15 protein-coding genes are annotated in these 17,125 nt (G+C 71.5%); 4 read left to right on the plus strand and 11 right to left on the minus strand.

Annotated elements, in window-relative coordinates:
• Positions 1 to 82: 82 nt before the first annotated feature.
• Positions 83 to 829 carry a DUF6227 family protein gene (locus OHB00_RS22235; protein ID WP_406436832.1) on the plus strand — a complete coding sequence of 249 codons (747 nt, stop codon included), beginning with the start codon at positions 83 to 85 and terminating at the stop codon, positions 827 to 829.
• A 21-nt stretch (positions 830 to 850) separates the two neighbouring features.
• On the opposite strand, the gene OHB00_RS22240 is transcribed toward OHB00_RS22235, so the two are convergent.
• From OHB00_RS22240 to OHB00_RS22270, 7 genes are all read right to left on the minus strand, one after another.
• Positions 851 to 1,102, minus strand: coding sequence for a hypothetical protein (locus OHB00_RS22240; RefSeq protein WP_406436834.1), 252 nt, complete (start codon positions 1,100 to 1,102; stop codon positions 851 to 853).
• A gap of 116 nt (positions 1,103 to 1,218) precedes the next feature.
• A complete protein-coding gene (locus OHB00_RS22245; RefSeq protein WP_406436836.1) occupies positions 1,219 to 3,384 on the minus strand; it encodes a fructose-specific PTS transporter subunit EIIC in 2,166 nt (721 codons plus the stop codon).
• Positions 3,385 to 3,640: 256 nt separating this feature from the next.
• Positions 3,641 to 4,588 (minus strand): 1-phosphofructokinase, encoded by a 948-nt coding sequence (gene pfkB, locus OHB00_RS22250; protein ID WP_406445936.1) that lies wholly within the window; start codon positions 4,586 to 4,588, stop codon positions 3,641 to 3,643.
• 38 nt (positions 4,589 to 4,626) lie between these two features.
• On the minus strand, positions 4,627 to 5,388 hold the full coding sequence (locus tag OHB00_RS22255; RefSeq protein ID WP_406436838.1) for a DeoR/GlpR family DNA-binding transcription regulator: 762 nt from the start codon (positions 5,386 to 5,388) through the stop codon (positions 4,627 to 4,629).
• 198 nt (positions 5,389 to 5,586) lie between these two features.
• Positions 5,587 to 6,105 (minus strand): hypothetical protein, encoded by a 519-nt coding sequence (locus OHB00_RS22260; protein WP_406436839.1) that lies wholly within the window; start codon positions 6,103 to 6,105, stop codon positions 5,587 to 5,589.
• Positions 6,106 to 6,183: 78 nt separating this feature from the next.
• Positions 6,184 to 6,915, minus strand: coding sequence for a Crp/Fnr family transcriptional regulator (locus OHB00_RS22265; RefSeq protein WP_406436841.1), 732 nt, complete (start codon positions 6,913 to 6,915; stop codon positions 6,184 to 6,186).
• A 1,286-nt stretch (positions 6,916 to 8,201) separates the two neighbouring features.
• Positions 8,202 to 9,785 carry an MFS transporter gene (locus OHB00_RS22270; protein WP_406436843.1) on the minus strand — a complete coding sequence of 528 codons (1,584 nt, stop codon included), beginning with the start codon at positions 9,783 to 9,785 and terminating at the stop codon, positions 8,202 to 8,204.
• Between the two features lie 62 nt (positions 9,786 to 9,847).
• Between OHB00_RS22270 and OHB00_RS22275 the strand changes: the two genes are divergently transcribed.
• Complete coding sequence (locus OHB00_RS22275) at positions 9,848 to 10,813, plus strand: helix-turn-helix transcriptional regulator (protein ID WP_406436845.1); 966 nt, start codon at positions 9,848 to 9,850, stop codon at positions 10,811 to 10,813.
• Positions 10,814 to 11,014: 201 nt separating this feature from the next.
• On the opposite strand, the gene OHB00_RS22280 is transcribed toward OHB00_RS22275, so the two are convergent.
• Positions 11,015 to 11,608 (minus strand): TetR/AcrR family transcriptional regulator, encoded by a 594-nt coding sequence (locus OHB00_RS22280; RefSeq protein ID WP_406445938.1) that lies wholly within the window; start codon positions 11,606 to 11,608, stop codon positions 11,015 to 11,017.
• A 609-nt stretch (positions 11,609 to 12,217) separates the two neighbouring features.
• The gene (locus OHB00_RS22285; RefSeq protein WP_406436847.1) at positions 12,218 to 13,234 is read right to left on the minus strand and encodes an RNA polymerase sigma factor RpoD/SigA; all 1,017 of its coding nucleotides are present in this window, start codon (positions 13,232 to 13,234) and stop codon (positions 12,218 to 12,220) included.
• Between the two features lie 239 nt (positions 13,235 to 13,473).
• Between OHB00_RS22285 and OHB00_RS22290 the strand changes: the two genes are divergently transcribed.
• Positions 13,474 to 13,992, plus strand: a complete 519-nt coding sequence (locus OHB00_RS22290) for a GNAT family N-acetyltransferase (RefSeq protein WP_406436849.1) — start codon at positions 13,474 to 13,476, stop codon at positions 13,990 to 13,992.
• Positions 13,993 to 14,005: 13 nt separating this feature from the next.
• Here the strand turns inward: OHB00_RS22290 and OHB00_RS22295 are convergent, their stop codons facing one another.
• Complete coding sequence (locus tag OHB00_RS22295; RefSeq protein ID WP_406436851.1) at positions 14,006 to 14,797, minus strand: dioxygenase; 792 nt, start codon at positions 14,795 to 14,797, stop codon at positions 14,006 to 14,008.
• A gap of 138 nt (positions 14,798 to 14,935) precedes the next feature.
• Here OHB00_RS22295 and OHB00_RS22300 point away from each other — a divergent pair, with 138 nt between their 5' ends.
• Positions 14,936 to 15,448 (plus strand): MarR family winged helix-turn-helix transcriptional regulator, encoded by a 513-nt coding sequence (locus OHB00_RS22300; protein ID WP_406436853.1) that lies wholly within the window; start codon positions 14,936 to 14,938, stop codon positions 15,446 to 15,448.
• 61 nt (positions 15,449 to 15,509) lie between these two features.
• On the opposite strand, the gene OHB00_RS22305 is transcribed toward OHB00_RS22300, so the two are convergent.
• The gene (locus OHB00_RS22305; RefSeq protein WP_406436855.1) at positions 15,510 to 17,048 is read right to left on the minus strand and encodes an MFS transporter; all 1,539 of its coding nucleotides are present in this window, start codon (positions 17,046 to 17,048) and stop codon (positions 15,510 to 15,512) included.
• Positions 17,049 to 17,125: the final 77 nt, after the last annotated feature.

The raw sequence follows: 17,125 nt of genomic DNA on the forward strand, positions 1-17,125 counted from the left end.
TCTCGGTTCCCGGACATGATGTCCGACCGAGGGGCTACGGTATGCACCCACAAGGTGACATGCAGCAACGCCGGGAGAAACCTTGAGCGTTCCGTACGAGACGGCAGCGTACGAACCAGCCGAGTCGCCCGAGTCTCCGGAGGAGCACCTCGCGCGGCTCCTCGGGCGTGCCCTGAACTCCTTCGAACTGCCCGACGAGGCCATCAGGCAGCTGGACTGCGCGCTGGCCCACGACAGTTCGCTGCACTCCGCGCACCACAGCGCGGGGCTGCACCGGGAGACGTACCGGCACACCTGGCTGCTGGCCGACGGCTCGGCGGTCACCCTGTGGGAGCTCGTGCACAACACCGCGCCGGGCAGCGACCCGCAGCACGAGGTGTACGTCGACGAGGAGGAGCTGCGGGCCGCGACCGCGCGGCTGCCGTTGCCGCCGGACACCCCGGACTTCGAGCTGCCGGTGCTGGTGACGCTGGCGCCGTTCCCGGAGCCCCGGCACATGTATGTGCCGGACGACTCGGCGGACCACGCGCGCCGGCTGCTGCGCCGTGCCGAGAACCCCGACCGGCCGGACGCGGAGACGGCCGAGGTGCTGTCGACGGCGTTCGCGCACCAGATCACCCAGGCGTTCGGGCGGCCGGCCCGGGCGGGCAGGTCGGGTCCGGCCTTCTCGCTCTACGAGCACGCGTTCCTGCTGCGGGACGGCCGGGAGCTGTCGCTGTGGGAGGTCGAGCACACGGCGACGCCGGACGGCCGGCACATGTGCGAGGTGTACCCGACGGAGGACGCGGCCAGGAACGCGATGGAGCGGCGGGCGACCCGGCAGGGTTGACCCGCCCCGCGACACGGCCCCTCAGCGGCGGCCGAGGCGCCGCACCAGCCCGGCGAAGGCGTCCTGTTCGGCGGGGGTCAGTTCGACGGTCTCACGCGGCGGAGCGGCCTGGAGCTGGTGCGGGAAGGCGGGAAGGGCGCGCGCGGCGCGCCAGGCGAGTGCTTTGCGGCGGTTGCGGCGCAGCAGGCGCGTCACGACGAGCGCCCAGGCGACGGTGGCCAGGGTGAGCGCGGCCATGCCGATCAGCTGGAGGGTCGAGTCATGCGCGGGCATACGCCCCAGTACACACCACGGTCCGGGACTTTGGTCCCGGACCGTGACGTATCTCGCAGGTGCCGTGAACAACTCACAGCGGCTCAAAGGGACAAGACGGCGACGCGGTGCGGTGCTCAGGCCGCGACCGGCTGCTTGGCCTCCTTCGCGGTGGCGGCCCGGTCGGCGGCGGAGCCGCCCGCCTGGGTCTGCTGGGCCGGCTTGCGCATGCCCTTGAGGAGGACGACCAGGGCCGTACTGACGCAGACGCCGACGGCGATGGCGATCAGGTAGAGGAACGGGTTGCCGATCAGCGGGACCACGAAGATGCCGCCGTGCGGGGCGCGCAGGGTGGCGCCGAAGGCCATCGACAGGGAACCGGTGATGGCGCCGCCGACCATCGAGGACGGGATGACACGCAGCGGGTCGGCGGCCGCGAACGGGATCGCGCCCTCGGAGATGAAGGAGGCGCCCAGCACCCAGGCGGCCTTGCCGTTCTCCCGCTCGGTCTCGGTGAAGAGCTTGCCGCGCACGGTGGTCGCGAGGGCCATCGCCAGCGGCGGGACCATGCCGGCCGCCATGACCGCCGCCATGATCTTCATCGCGGAGTCACTGGGGTTGGAGACCGCGATACCGGCGGTGGCGAAGGTGTACGCGACCTTGTTGACGGGGCCGCCGAGGTCGAAGCACATCATCAGGCCGAGCAGGGCGCCGAGCAGGATGGCGTTGGAGCCGGAGAGGCCGTTCAGCCAGTCGGTCATGCCCTTCTGGGCGGAGGCGATGGGCTTGCCCACCACGACGAACATCAGGAAGCCGACGATCGCCGAGGAGACCAGCGGGATCACCACCACCGGCATGACGCCGCGCAGCACCGCCGGGATGTTGATCTTCTGGATCGCCATCACCACACCACCGGCCAGCAGACCGGCGACCAGGCCGCCGAGGAAGCCCGCGTTGATGGTGGAGGCGATCATGCCGCCCACGAAGCCGGGGACCAGGCCCGGCCGGTCCGCCATGCCGTAGGCGATGTAGCCCGCCAGGACCGGGACGAGGAAGCCGAAGGCGACGGCGCCGATCTGGAACATCAGGGCGGCCCAGCTGTCGGTCTGCGTCCACACGAAGTGGTTCAGCACCGAGGGAGCCGACTTGATCTCGTAGCCGCCGATCGCGAAGCCGAGGGCGATGAGCAGACCGCCGGCCGCGACGAACGGGACCATGTAGCTGACGCCGGACATCAGCCACTTGCGCAGCTTGGTGCCGTAGCCCTCGCCGGCCTCGCCCGCGCGCTCGACCGGGGTGGCCGGTGCGGAGCCGGACGTGACCTCGCCGCGGGCCGCCTTCGCGCGGACCTCGCCGATCAGGTCGGCGGGGCGGTTGATGCCCGCCTTCACGCCGACGTCGACGGTCGGCTTGCCGGCGAAGCGGTCCTTCTCACGGACGGGCACGTCGTGCGCGAAGATCACGCCGTCCGCCGCCGCGATGACCTCGGGGTCGAGCCGGGTGAAGCCGGCCGAGCCCTGCGTCTCGACGACGAGCTCGACGCCCGCCTCGCGGCCCGCGTTCTCCAGGGACTCGGCCGCCATGTAGGTGTGGGCGATGCCGGTGGGGCAGGAGGTGACGGCGACGATACGGAAGGGACGCCCCGCGGCCTCCGGGGCCGCGTCGCCGGTGGCCGCCGCGGTGCCGGCGGAGGCCGCCGCCGGCGCCGCAGCGGTGTTCTGGGAGGCGCCCGCGGAGTCCCCGGTGGCACCGGCGCCCTCGGCGCCGGAGCTCGCGCCGGTGGCGCTCGCGGTGCCGGACGCGCCGGACGCGGAGCTCGCGCTCCCGGCCGTCTTCGCGGTCTCGGCGCGCCCCGCGGGCGTCTCGTCGCCCCGGATCAGCGCCGCCGCCGTCGCCGCGTCGCCGGCCGACCGCAGCGCGTCCGTGAACTCGCTGTTCATGAGCTGGCGGGCCAGCGAGGAGAGGATCGTGAGGTGGGCGTCGTCGGCGCCGGCGGGGGCCGCGATCAGGAAGACCAGGTCGGCGGGGCCGTCCGGCGCGCCGAAGTCGATGCCGGCGGCGCTGCGCCCGAAGGCGAGCGTCGGCTCGGTGACGTGGGTGCTGCGGCAGTGCGGGATGCCGATGCCGCCGTCGAGGCCGGTGGGCATCTGGGCCTCGCGGGCGGCCACGTCGGCGAGGAAGCCGTCCAGGTCGGTCACCCGGCCCAGGGCCACCATGCGCTCGGCGAGGGCGCGCGCCGCCGCTTCTTTGGTGTCGGCGGACAGGTCGAGATCGACCAGGTCCGCGGTGATCATGTCGCTCATCGCGGGCTCCTATGCACGCGTATCGCCCGGAGTGTGAGGTGGGCGGGGGTGGGGACGGGGATGCCGTGGGGGGTGGGGTGGGAGACGGGGCCGGGGAAGCCCCGCCTCCCGGGGACGGCGGGGCGGCTCAGGGTGCCCCGTCGGCCCGTCGGCGCGGCGAGTAACGAAGGACCTCGCCGTTCCTGGGCCGGTTGTCGGCGGGCGGCGCCGGGGAGGAGCGCGGCCGCGCGGGTCGTCGTGTCCACAGTGCGGGCGTTCATGACACCGGCTCCGTCAGTTCGCGGTCGACGGGGACGCGGTCGGTGACGGTCACCGCCGTGGGGTCCAGGTCGGCCGGGGTGGGCATCACGCTGCCGGGCAGCTGTACGGCGGCGGCGCCGTGGGCGACGGCGGAGGCGAGGGCCTTCGGGCCGCTGCCGCCGGCGATGAGGAACCCGGCGAGGGAGGAGTCACCGGCGCCGACGTTGCTGCGGACGGTGTCCACCCGGGCGCTCGCGAACCAGGCGCCCTCGTCCTCCACGAGCAGCTGGCCGTCGGCGCCCAGGCTGGCGAGGACGGCGTGGGCGCCCATGCCGCGCAGTTCCTCCGCCGCCTTCAGCGCGTCGCCCACCGTCGCCAGGGGGCGCCCGACGGCTTCCGCGAGCTCCTCGGCGTTCGGCTTCACCACGTCGGGCCGCGCACGCAGCGCTTCGAGCAGCGCGCGCCCCGAGGTGTCCAGCGCGATACGCGCGCCCCCGGCGTGCGCTCGGGCGACGACATCGGCGTACCAGGAGGGCGCGAGCCCGCGCGGCAGGCTGCCGCAGCAGGCGATCCAGTCGGCGTCGCGGGACTGCTCGCGCACGGTCTCCAGGAGCAGTTCCTGCTCCGCCTCGGAGAGTTCCGGGCCCGGCGCGTTGATCTTGGTGAGCACCCCGTCGGACTCCGCGAGCGCGATGTTGGAGCGGGTGGCTCCGGCGACCGGGACCGGCGCGACCTCGATGCCCTGCGCGTCGAGCAGGTCGGCGACGAGTGCGCCGGGCGCGCCGCCCAGGGGCAGGACGGCGACGGTGCGCCGGCCGGCGGCGGCGACCGCGCGGGAGACGTTCACGCCCTTGCCGCCGGGGTCCATGCGCTCGCCGGAGGCGCGGATGACCTCGCCGCGCTCCAGGGCGGGGACCTCGTAGGTGCGGTCGAGGGAGGGGTTGGGGGTGACGGTGAGGATCACGCCCGTACCGGACGTGGTGCTCGTGGCGCTCGTGATGCTCATGCTCGTACTACTTCCGTGCCGCCGCGCTCGATGGCGGCGGCGTCCTCGGGGCTCAGCCCGCTGTCGGTGATCAGCAGGTCCACGTCGCCCATGTCGCCGAAGCGGGCGAAGTGCTCCTGGCCGTGCTTGGCGGAGTCGGCGAGCAGGACCACCCGGCGGGCCGCGGTGACGGCCGCCCGCTTGACGGCGGCCTCGGCGAGGTCGGGGGTGGTCAGGCCCTGGTCGGCGGAGAAGCCGTTGGCGGCGACGAAGAGGACGTCGGCGCGGATCTCGCTGTACGCGCGCAGCGCCCAGGCGTCCACGGCGGCGCGCGTACGGTGCCGTACGCGCCCTCCCACCAGGTGGAGCTGGATGCCCGGGTGGTCGGCGAGGCGGGCCGCGATCGGGAGGCTGTGCGTGACGACGGTGAGCGTCGCCTCCAGCGGGATGGCCGCGGCCAGGCGGGCGACCGTCGAACCGGCGTCGAGGATGAGGGTGCCCTCGGTGGGCAGCTCGGGGACGGCGGCCTTGGCGATGCGGTCCTTCTCGTCGGCCGAGGTGGACTCGCGTTCGGCGAGGTCCGGCTCGAAGTCGAGGCGCCCGGCCGGGATGGCGCCGCCGTGCACCCGGCGGACCAGGCCGGCCCGGTCGAGGGCCTTCAGGTCGCGGCGGATCGTCTCCGCGGTGACCTGGAACTCCTCGGCGAGCGACACGACGTCCACCCGGCCGCCGTCACGGGCGAGCCGGAGGATCTCCTGCTGCCGCTCCGGTGCGTACATGCCGCTGTGCCTCCGCTCCAAGATACGTCCGCGATATGCCCGGTATGCCGGGCATACGCCCCACTGGCGCCCGGCAGATGTCCGACCGTGTCCGACTCATGCCCGAACTTGTGGTTTCGCTTGGAGGCTACGCCTGGATTTCGGGAAAGTAAACAGGTTCGGGCATGAGGCGGACACATACGGGCAAGGACGCCGAGGTCACCCGTATCTCAGGTCCTTGATCTTCTGTTCGGCGGTGCTGATGGCGCGGGCCAGTTCGCGCCGGGCGGCCTCCTGCCGCATGGCCAGGACGAGCTGGGTGTGGAGCTCGGCAGCGGTGACCTCCAGGGCCGGACCGGGCTCGGGCAGGGCGGTGGCGACGTAGGCGTCGGCCCGTTCGGCGACCTCCGTCAGTTCGGGGCGGAGGGCTCCCACGTGGTCGGCGATTCCCTTGATCATGTTTCCGGTCTGGGAGATGTCCTCGAAGTCGCCGGCCCGGCAGGGCTTCCCGGTGAGGCGGCACTGGGCCTTGTAGAGGTCGGTGAGCCAATCGGCCGGCCTGTCGAGTTCGGTGTTCGCCTCGTCCCGGCCGCGGACCTTGCGCATCCAGGCGAAGACCTGCTTGTGGTGCAGGAGGGTGTAGGTGGCGAGGACACCCGTGACGAGAGCGGAGACGGTGCTCAGCAGGAGAGTGCCGGCGCCGGTCCCGATCGCCAGCGTGGTGGTGCTGGTCATCATGCGGTGATCCGTTCGGGGGTGGAGCGTGAGCGGCGGTGGCCGGTGCGCCGGGCGGGGGAACGGCGCACCGGGGCGGTGTCAGCGCCCGGCGGCGAGGTGGCGCAGCGCGTCGACGTCGTGGATGACGAACTGGCGGTACCGGGCCTCGATGATCCCGTGGTAGCGCAGGGTCCGGATCGCGCTCTCCGTGGTGGAGGTGGCGAGCTGGAGGGCGGAGGCGATGTCCTTCTGGCTCGGGCCCGCGATGTTGGTGGAGTCCGTACGGGGGCCGGCGACGCCCGCGGTGTCGGCGAGGTGCGCCAGCAGTCCGCTGACGCGTTGCAGGGGCGACCTCGTGACCATGGTGTACACGAGCTCGTCGCTGCGGCTGCGGTCCTCAAGGCTGCGCAGCAGGGCGAGTTGGATCTCGGGGCGACGGCGCAGCAGGACGTTGAAGTGGCGTGCACGGCAGGGGATGACCACGGTCCGGGTCAGGCATTTGGTGAGGACGGCGGAGCGGGGGGTGATGAGCTTGGCCTCGCCGACCAATTGGCCGCCGCCGCGGAACCGCGTCACGGTGGGGAGGTTCTCCCCTTCACCGAGCGGGAAGCGGTCCTGCCGTACGACGCCTTCCCAGATGATGTACACGTTCCGGTCGTCCGGCCCCACCGGCAGGCGTTCGTCCCGGGCGTAGGTGCGGCTGCGCAGCTTCGCCTCCAGCAGGACGTGCCACTCCGCGGCGGACAGCCGCTGCAGGAAGCTGCCCTCGGGCTTGTTCTCGCGCCCGAGAAGTAAGTCGATCGACCGGGCGGTCTCGAGGGTCGACGCCATGGTCACTCCCCCGCGTCGGCGGCGGCCGTGGCGGCGCGCGTCCCGGCGTACGCGCCCCGGGGCATGCGGTGGTGACGACACGTCACGGGCGGGGCGCCGCAGGGGCGACGGCGCGACGGCAGAAGGACGCCGTCGTCGTTGACGGTACGCACTCGGCTCTGATCCCTTTCTGTTGCTGTTTCTGAGAACCCGCTGGTCAGCGGGTTCCGGTGGTGGGTCCGGCGGTTGCTCCGGCCTCCCTCTCCGGGAGGTACGACAGCGCCCGGATGGTGAGGCCGGGCGGGTTGGGACAGCTGAGCGAGATAAACCGTACCGCTCGCCGCAAGCGAAGAGCCAGTTACGTTTCCCGAAGGCGCCGCGAGGAATAGTGATCTTGACAGAAACCCCTGACCGCGGGGCTTTGTTACAGAAGATCAACGCGAGATCCGACCGGGTGGTCCTTTTACTCTTCGAGCAATTCAGGATCCCGGTTATCGACGCTTTTCGCATACCCCCACAGAGGCGCGCCGGAACTCTTCCCGGTGAGCGACATATGACATTCACGCATACCACAGGTAAAAACGAGAGGCCCCGGGGCACCACCCCCAGGACCTCCCGGAAAGGGTCCGGACCCACCAGGGATCAGACCGGTGCCCAGTAAACACCACGGACGGCCTTTAGGTCACTCCCCAGCGGTCGACAAAGAGTCACCACCGGCCGACTCGTTGCGCGAATTCCCCGGGAGCGGGGAATCTCACGGACTGTGCCCCGCCCCGCACGCGCCGTCGAGACGCTCCATCCGGCCGCGCGTTTTGCCCGTTTTATGCACCCGAGGGCGCGCGACGCCCGGATCCCGGCGGGACATGACAGCGTTATCAAATGATTGCCATCGATCAAGAGCAAACAGATTCGGCCAACCAGGCCACGCCCACCAGCGACCCGATCGGGGGGCACGACCGGACTGAAGCAGCACTGGAAAAACCCGCACAGCGGACCGCCGCGCCTCCCGAATTAACCGGTCACCGGTTCGGCAATTGCTTTCCGGGGGAAGGCCGATGCCGACAGATAACGCGCCGGTTCGCGCGGTGCGCGGATTCCCGTACGGAAATCCGCGCACCGCCGCCACTTGCCCTTCAAATGTCGACTAGTGAACAAGGGCACCGCGGCTCGGTCCCGGCCTCGCCCCTATGCCCTGTCAGTTTCCTTTCAGGACAGCCAAGTTGAGCACGTCAGGCGGTCGAAGCCGGAGCGTTCAGCACATAAGGTGTCGTTCTCGGACGAAGACTGTCCGGTCGGCCGCCATGGCCTCAGCTCACGCCCGGCTCCTGCTCCGCCGCCGCCCGCCTCGGCAGCGCGAACATCAACAGGAAGATCAGGCCCAGCACCGCGGCCACCCAGAGCAGGGCGTGCCGGAAGGCCTCCGCGAAGACCGGGCCGACCTGTGCGGCGGTGAGCCGGTCGCCGATGACGCCGTAGAAGACCACCGAGACCAGGCCGAGGCCGAGCGCGTTGCCCATCTGCTGCACGGTGTTGATCAGGCCGGAGGCGGAACCGGCGTGCTCGCGCGGCACCTCCGCGAGAACCGCGTCCGTCAGCGGGGCGACGATCAGGCCCATGCCCACGCCCATCACGACCAGCGGCAGGGCCATCTGCCAGGAGGCGATGGCGAGTCCGTAGCGATCCGACTCCCCGATGTAGAGCAGGACCCCGAGAGCCATCAGCAGGGCGCCGGCCTGGAGCACCCCGCGGCCGAAGCGCGGGACCAGTTTCTGCACCGACAGGCCGGCCGCGACGGAGACGGAGACGGAGAACGGCACCCCGGTCAGGCCGGCGTGCAGCGGCGTCCAGCCGAGGCCGACCTGCATGTACAGCGTCCAGACCAGGAAGAAGATGCCGAGCGCGACGCCGAAGACGGTCTGCACCGCGATGCCCGCGGCGAAGCTCCGCACCGTGAAGAGGGAGGGCTCGATGAGAGGGGAGCCGTCGCGGGCCGCCTTGCGGCGTTCGTAGGCGACGAGCACGGCGAAGACGGCGAACGCGCCGGCCATCGACGCGTACCCCCACAGCGGCCAGCCCAGCTCGCGGCCGCGGATCAGCGGGTAGAGCAGCATCAGCAGGCCGAGGGTGACCAGGGCGACGCCGACGAGGTCGAGCCGCAGCGCGTGCGGGGCCTTGGACTCGCCGATGTAGCGGCGGCCGAGGAGGAGGGCGGCGATGCCGACCGGGAGGTTGATCAGGAAGATCGGGCGCCATTCCAGACCGAGGAGGTTCCACTCGGTGAGCAGTGCGCCGAGCAGCGGGCCGGAGACCGCGCCCAGGCCGACGATCGCGCCGAACAGGCCGAAGACCTTGCCGCGTTCGTGGGCCGGGAAGGTGGCGTGCACGATCGAGAGGACCTGCGGGACCATCATCGCGGCCATGCCGCCCTGCAGGATGCGGGCGGCGACCAGCATCTCCGGGCCGGCGGCGAAGCCGCAGAGCGCCGAGGCGAGGGTGAAGCCGGCGACGCCGATCAGGAACAGCCGCTTGCGGCCGTGGATGTCGCCGAGGCGGCCGCCGGTGATGAGGCCGGCGGCGAAGGCGAGGGCGTAGCCGGCGGTTATCCACTGGATCTGGCTGAAGGAGGCGTGGGCGCTGCGCTGGATGGACGGGATGGCGATGTTGACGATCGTGACGTCGACGAGGTCCATGAAGGCGGCGGTCATGACGATGGCCAAGGCCGGCCAGCGGTGCGGTGCACCGGAGGGGGCCGACGATTCGAGCGCCGTCGGGGTCGGTGTGGTGGTGTCCGTGCCGGTTCGTTGTGGCTGGTCGCGCCCCGCGGCGGAGTCGCTGATCGATACAGTCCCGCGCCCCTTGAGGGTGTCGGTGCCGACGTCGGTGAAGGTCATGGCGCCACGATAGGAACGGATTAGGCCAGATCCTGTCCTCTTGGTACGGCATCCTCGTCCGTATGACGACGGACACTCCGGCTCGGCTGCTTCAGCTGCTGTCTCTTCTTCAGACGCCCCGTGAGTGGCCCGGGGGTGAGCTCGCCGAGCGGCTCCAGGTGTCCCGGCGTACGGTGCGGCGCGACATCGACCGGCTGCGGGAGCTGGGGTACCCCGTGGAGGCCAGCAAGGGTGCCGACGGGGGATACCGGCTGGTCGCCGGGAAGGCGATGCCGCCGTTGCTGCTCGACGACGAGGAGGCCGTCGCCATCGCGGTCGGGCTGCGGGCCGGGGCGGGGCATGCCGTGGCGGGGGTGGACGAGGCGTCGGTGCGGGCGCTGGCGAAGCTGGAGCAGGTGCTGCCGGCCCGGCTGCGGCACCGGGTGACCACGCTGCAGGCCGCGACCACGCCGCTGACCAGTGGGGACGGGGCGAGTATCGCGCCCGAGACGCTCACCGCGATGGCGTCGGCGGTCGCGGGGCGGGAGCGGCTGCGGTTCGACTACCGGGCGGCGGACGGGAGCGAGACGCGACGGCAGGCGGAGCCGTACCGGCTGGTGTCGACGGGGCGGCGGTGGTACCTCGTGGCGTACGACCTCGAACGCGACGACTGGCGGACGTTCCGGGTCGACCGGGTGAGCGAGCCGTTCGCGACCGGGGCGCGGTTCGCGCCGCGGGAGATGCCGACGGGAAGTGCGGCGGAGTACTTGCGGCGGTCCATCCAACGGCAGCAGGAGACATACGAGTTCGCGGTCGCGTTCGCCGGGACGATGGAGGAGGTGGGGGCTCGGCTGCCGGGGTGGGTGGGGACGCCGGTGGACGAAGGGGGCGGCTGGTGTGTGGTGCGGGGGGAGAGCGGGGATCCGGTGGAGTGGCTGGCGGTGCGGCTGGTGATGCTGGGGCGTGAGTTCGTGGTGCGGGAGCCTGCGGAACTGGTGGCGTGTGCACGGGAGTTGGGGGGCCGGTTGAGTCGGGCCGGGGGTGCGTGAGGGGGCTGGGGCCGGGGGGATGGGGACGCTTACCGGCGCCGGCAGGGTGCCTCCCCCAGACGGGGGACCCCAGCGCCCACCCGTGCCGCCCCAGCGGCACGGCTGCCCGCGGCTAGGACGTGCCCCTTCAGGGGCGCGGGGCTGTATTCGATATGCGGCTCCGCCGCGTGGGCGCGACCAGCCCCCACCGGCCCGCGGCCGCTACGCGCCCGAGCCCTCCCACGCGAACCCCCGTAGCGCCTCAAGGTTCTGCAGGGCCAAGGCTGCCGGGCCTTCCGGACCCGTGGGGTCGGCCGTGCCCGCCGCCCAGGATTCGACCGCCGCTCGCACCGCCGCGCCGGCCACCGCCGCGGTGAAGCGGAGGCGGGCGGGCGGGGCAACGTTGTCGATGGGGGTGGAGGTGCGTTCCGCCAGGACCGATGTCAGGAGGCGGTCCGAGGACTGGCACACCTCCGCCCACACCTTGCGCAGGGCCGGGCTGGTGTCGGCCAGGTGGATCAGCGTGCGGACCCATTCCCAGGAGGCGGCGGAGACTCCCCCGCCCGGGGTCAGGGTGTGGTGGACGGCGTGTTCCAGGGCCTCGGGGACGGAGAGGGCCGCGGGGGCCGCCCGTACCGCCTCCGTCCAGCGCTGGGCGCCTGCCGCGTAGAGCGGGGCGACCGCCTCCTCCTTCGTGGCGAAGTACCGGTAGAACGTGCGGGGGGCGATGCCCGCGGCCTGTGCGATGTCCTCGGCGCGCGTGGCCCGCAGGCCCCGCCGTACGAACAGGCTCGCGGCCGCCCGGGCGATCTCCATGCGGGTCTCCGCCTTGCGCCGTTCCGTGAGGGAGAGGGGGGCGGGGTCCTGCGCCGGGGTGTCGCCGGTGGTGCTGGGGGTGCTCACCTCGGCAGGCTATGCCGCTGTGGCAGAATCTGCCATCCGGTGGTTCACCCCGTGGTTCAGGTACGGGGTGAACCACCGTCTCAGCATGTCCGGGCACGTCGGACGGCCGGCGGACGCAGCGCGCCCCCTTCGGTGGAGAGGTGTGGCCGGGCTCCGGCACCCGGGGGGGGATGGGCGCCGGAGCCCGGCTCTGGGAGAGTCCCGGCGCCGGGGGGATGGTGCGTCGGGACGTGGCTTGTCGACGGGGCGTCAGAGTCGTCGGGGTTGTCGAGGGGTCCTGGAGGTGCCGTCGGCCATCGTGGGTGGTGGCGGTCGCTCGACCCGGCGCGGTCATGGCCGGCGGGCCTCGGCTTCCCGGCCCCGGGTTGGTTGTTCCCTACACGCGAACCTTGAAGCGGCGGTACCGCGCCATGTTTGCGCCGTCTTCCGCCACCCGGCGCACGCGCCCGGCGTGAGTGGAGTCTCGCGCGCGACGGTCACGCGAGCCCCACTCGTGCGAACCCCCGCCCCCGTACAACCCCCTTACGCGGCCGGCTCGAACCCGGTGGAGCGGGCCAGCTTCTTCAGCTCCAGCAGGGCGTGCTTCTCGATCTGGCGGATGCGCTCACGGGTCAGGCCGTGCTCCTTGCCGACCTCGGTCAGCGTGCGCTCGCGACCGTCCTCGATGCCGTACCGCATCTTGATGATCGAGGCCGTGCGCTGGTCCAGGCGGCCGATCAGGTCGTCCAGTTCCTCGCTGCGCAGCAGGGTCAGGACGGACTGCTCGGGGCTGACCGCCGACGTGTCCTCCAGGAGGTCGCCGAACTGGGTCTCGCCCTCGTCGTCCACGGCCATGTTCAGCGAGACCGGGTCACGGGCCCAGTCCAGCACGTCGATGACGCGCTCCGGCGTGGAGGCGAGCTCGGCGGCGATCTCGGCGGGCTCCGGGTCCCGGCCGTGCTCCCGGTTGAACTCGCGCTGGACGCGGCGGATCCGGCCGAGCTCCTCCACCAGGTGGACGGGGAGCCGGATGGTCCGGGACTGGTCGGCGATGGACCGGGTGATCGCCTGGCGGATCCACCAGGTGGCGTACGTGGAGAACTTGAAGCCCTTGCGGTAGTCGAACTTCTCGACGGCGCGCACCAGGCCGGCGTTGCCCTCCTGGATCAGGTCGAGGAGGGGCAGACCGCTGCGCGGGTAGCGACGGGCGACGGCCACGACCAGGCGGAGGTTGGAGCGGATGAAGACGTCCTTCGCCTGCTCACCGGCGGCGACGAGCGCCTCCAGCTCCTCGCGGGTGGCGTCGGACGCGGACTCCTCCTCGCCGTCGAGGACCTGCCGCGCGAACACACCCGCCTCTATGGTCTGGGACAGCTCGACTTCCTTGGCGGCGTCGAGGAGCGGTGTGCGCGCGATCTCGTCGAGGTACATGCCGACCAGATCGCGGTCGGCGATCTCGCCGCCATGGCCGCGAACGCCATGGGCGCGAACACTGCTTGCCGAGTCGGCCGTCTCGCCGGTGGCGGCGGACTGACGACGGGCGACGGCACGGGTTGCCATGCGTGCTCCCTTGCGATGGTGGGCGGGCGGGGTGGTCCTATCGGTTCTTCTCGGTCCTTCGGCGGATGCCCGGCGCTCCACTGCCAGCGTTTCGGAACTCCACTTCTGGAACTCCTCGGACTGTCGTCGAGTGCCCGGCATCTGAAGGAAACAACGACTGGAATCCGGACAGAATTCCCACGCCACCCTCCGAATTTTCTGATCATGCAGTACCCTGTCCGACCACGTGAGGAGGCGCAGTGCCGTCGGAACGCACAGAGGTGCAGGTCAGGCCGGGAGCCGAGGGGGACCTCGAAGCCCTCACGGAGATCTACAATCACTACGTTCGTGAGACGCCCATCACATTTGACACGGTGGCCTTCACGCCGGAAGAGCGTCGTCCGTGGCTGCTCTCCCACCCGGAAGACGGCCCATACCGCCTGATGGTTGCCACGGCAGCGGACTCACAGGAGATTCTCGGGTACGCCACATCCAGCCCCTACCGCGTGAAACCGGCCTACGAGACCTCGGTGGAGGTGACGGTCTACGTCGCCCCGGACGCCGGCCGGCGCGGTGTCGGCACGCTCCTCTACAAGGCCCTCTTCGAGGCGCTCGCGGACGAGGACCTGCACCGCGCCTACGCGGGCATCGCCCAGCCGAACGAGGCGTCCACCCGGCTGCACGAGCGGTTCGGTTTCCGGTACGTCGGCACGTACCGCGAGGTGGGCCGGAAGTTCGGCCGCTACTGGGACGTGGCCTGGTACGAGCGCCCGCTCTAGCGGAGCGACGGGCTCAGCCGAACTGCACCGACCGCTTCGCCATCCCCATCCAGAACCCGTCGATCACCGACTTCTGCGCGTCCAGCTCGCCGCCCGCCTCGGCCGCGCCCATGGTGACGAAGAGCGGGGCGAAGTGCTCGGTGCGCGGGTGGGCGTAGCGGCCGGCCGGGGCCTTGTCCAGGAAGTCCAGCAGGGCGTCCCACTCGCGGTTCTCCAGGGCCCGGCGCCCCCAGTCGTCGAACTCGGAGGACCACGAGGGCACCCCGTTGCCGGCGTGCCGCAGCGCGGCCAGGTTGTGGGTGAAGAAGCCGGAGCCGACGATCAGCACACCCTCGTCGCGCAGCGGGGCGAGCCGGCGGCCGATCTCCATCAGGCGCACCGGATCGAGGGTGGGCATGGAGATCTGCAGGACAGGGATGTCCGCGGCCGGGAACATCTCCACCAGGGGCACGTAGGCGCCGTGGTCGAGGCCGCGGTCCGGGATGTCCTGCACGGGGGTGCCGGGGCCGCGCAGCAGCTTGCGCACGGACTCGGCCAGCTCGGGCGCTCCGGGGGCCGCGTACCGCACCTTGTAGTAGTGCTCCGGGAAGCCCCAGAAGTCGTAGACGAGGGGGACGGTCTGGACGGCACCGAGGGCGAGGGGCGCCTCCTCCCAGTGGGCGGAGACCATCAGGATCGCCTTGGGACGGGGCAGGCCGGCGCTCCAGGCGGCGAGTTCGCCGGGCCAGACGGGGTCGTCGGCGAGCGGCGGTGCGCCGTGGCTCAGGTAGAGGGCGGGCATGCGCTCCGGTGCGGCGGCGGACATGGCGGCGACTCCCTCCGGGTGCCGGACCTTCCCGGCCCCCAGGTTTCAGCGGTGCATGTTTTAACTCTCAAGCTTTCTGTCACCACCTTACGCCGCGCTTGTTTAATCTTCAAGGAGAGGCCTCGTACAGTGGGATACATGAATACGGCATCCGCTTCCGCCACCGCGCAGAGCCGCTGGCTCACCGACCACGAACAGCGGGTCTGGCGCTCGTACCTGCAAGCCATGACGCTGCTGGAGGACCATCTGGACCGTCAGCTCCAGCGGGACGCGGGGATGCCGCACATCTACTACGGCCTGCTCGTCGGGCTCGCCGAGGCGCCCGGCCGGCGGCTGCGGATGACCGAGCTGGCCATGAACGCGAAGATCACCCGCTCCCGGCTCTCGCACGCCGTCGCCCGCCTGGAGAAGAACGGCTGGGTACGGCGCGAGGACTGCCCCTCCGACAAGCGGGGCCAGTTCGCCGTCCTGACCGACGAGGGCGCCGAGGTGCTGCGGCGCACCGCACCGGGCCATGTGGCCGCCGTACGGCAGGCGTTGTTCGAGCGGCTGACGCCGGAACAGCAGCAGGCCCTCGGCGAGATCATGAAGATCGTCGCCGAGGGCCTGCAGCCCGACGAAGCGGGCGCGGACCTGCCCTGGCTCCGCTGAGGAGCCGGGACAGGCCCGCGTGCGGGTACCCCTACGGTCCGTCGGTCGGTCGCTCAGAGGCTCAGTGGGCGACCACCGGGACCGCCACCTCGTCCTCCGCGCCCTCGCCGGAGGCCACCGTCGTGGTGTCCGGCTTGCCGGCGTTGACGAAGGTCACCACGACCACCGCGGCCAGCACCAGCATGCCGACGGCGACCCAGATCGCGTTGGCGTAGCCGTGCACCGCGCCCTCCATCTGGACCAGCTGCTGCTGCGACCTGGAGGTCGCGGTCGCGATGTGGTCCTTGATGTACGACGTCGTCGCGGAGGCGGCGATCGTGTTCAGCAGGGCGGTACCGATCGCGCCGCCCACCTGCTGCGAGGTGTTGACCATCGCGGAGGCGACACCGGCGTCCCGGGGCTCGACGCCGAACGTGGCCAGGGACATGGCCGGCATGAACGCCGTACCCATGCCGAGACCGAGCAGCAGCATCGCCGGGAGGATCGTCGAGGCGTACGACGAGCCGATCTCCATCTGGGTCATGACCAGCATGCCGGCCGCGGCGACCAGGAAGCCGGGGCCCATCAGGGCACGGGCCGGGACCCGGGTCATCAGCCGGGTGCCGATCTGGGTGGAACCGACCATCATGCCCGCGATCATCGGCAGGAAGGCGAAGCCGGTCTTGATCGGGGAGAAGCCCTTGATGACCTGGAGGTAGTAGGTGAGGAAGAGGAAGGTGCCGAACATCGCGATGATCGCGATGCCGAGGGAGAGGTAGATACCGCCGCGGTTGCGGTCGAGGACGACACGCAGCGGCAGCAGCGGGGCCTTGACCCGGGTCTCGGTGACGACGAACGAGATCAGCAGGACCGCGGAGGCGACGAACAGGCCGACGGTGGTGGCGTCGCCCCAGCCGTCGGACTCGGCGCGGGTGAAGCCGTACACCAGCGAGACCAGGCCCAGGGTGGACAGGAGCACGCCGGGGATGTCGAGCGGGTTGCGGTTGCGGCCGCCCTCCGGCTCCCGGATGACGAAGTACGCGCCGAGCGCGGCGACGATGGCGAACGGGATGTTGACGAAGAACGTCCAGCGCCAGTCCAGGTACTCGGTGAGCACACCGCCGAGGATGAAGCCGACGGCGCCGCCGCCACCGGCGATCGCGCCGTAGATGCCGAACGCCTTGGCACGCTCCTTGGCGTCCGTGAACATCACGGCGAGCAGGGAGAGCGCGGCCGGGGCGAGCATGGCGCCGAAGGCACCCTGGAGGGCGCGGGCGCCGAACATCATGGCGCCGGAGGTCGCGGCACCGCCGAGCGCGGAGGCGGCGGCGAAGCCGGTCAGGCCTATGACGAAGGCCCGCTTGCGGCCCCACAGGTCGGCGATCCGGCCGCCGAAGAGGAGCAGACCGCCGAAGGCGAGGGCGTAGGCGGTGACGACCCACTGCCGGTTGCCGTCGGAGATGCCCAGGTCGGTCTGGGCGGAGGGCAGCGCGATGTTCACGATGGTGGCGTCGAGGACGACCATCAGCTGGGCGAGCGCGATGAAGACCAGCGCTTTCCAGCGGTTGGCATCACCGGACGGTGCCGGTGCGCCTGGAGCCTTTGCGGCTGTTGCAGACATGGGGGTACCCACTTCGTGACTTCGTGACGGAAAAAGCGATGCGTGCGGTACGGACTCGGTGGTGCGTGCGATACGGA

It is taken from the genome of Streptomyces sp. NBC_00631 (genome assembly GCF_045206895.1).
GTDB lineage: Bacteria > Actinomycetota > Actinomycetes > Streptomycetales > Streptomycetaceae > Streptomyces.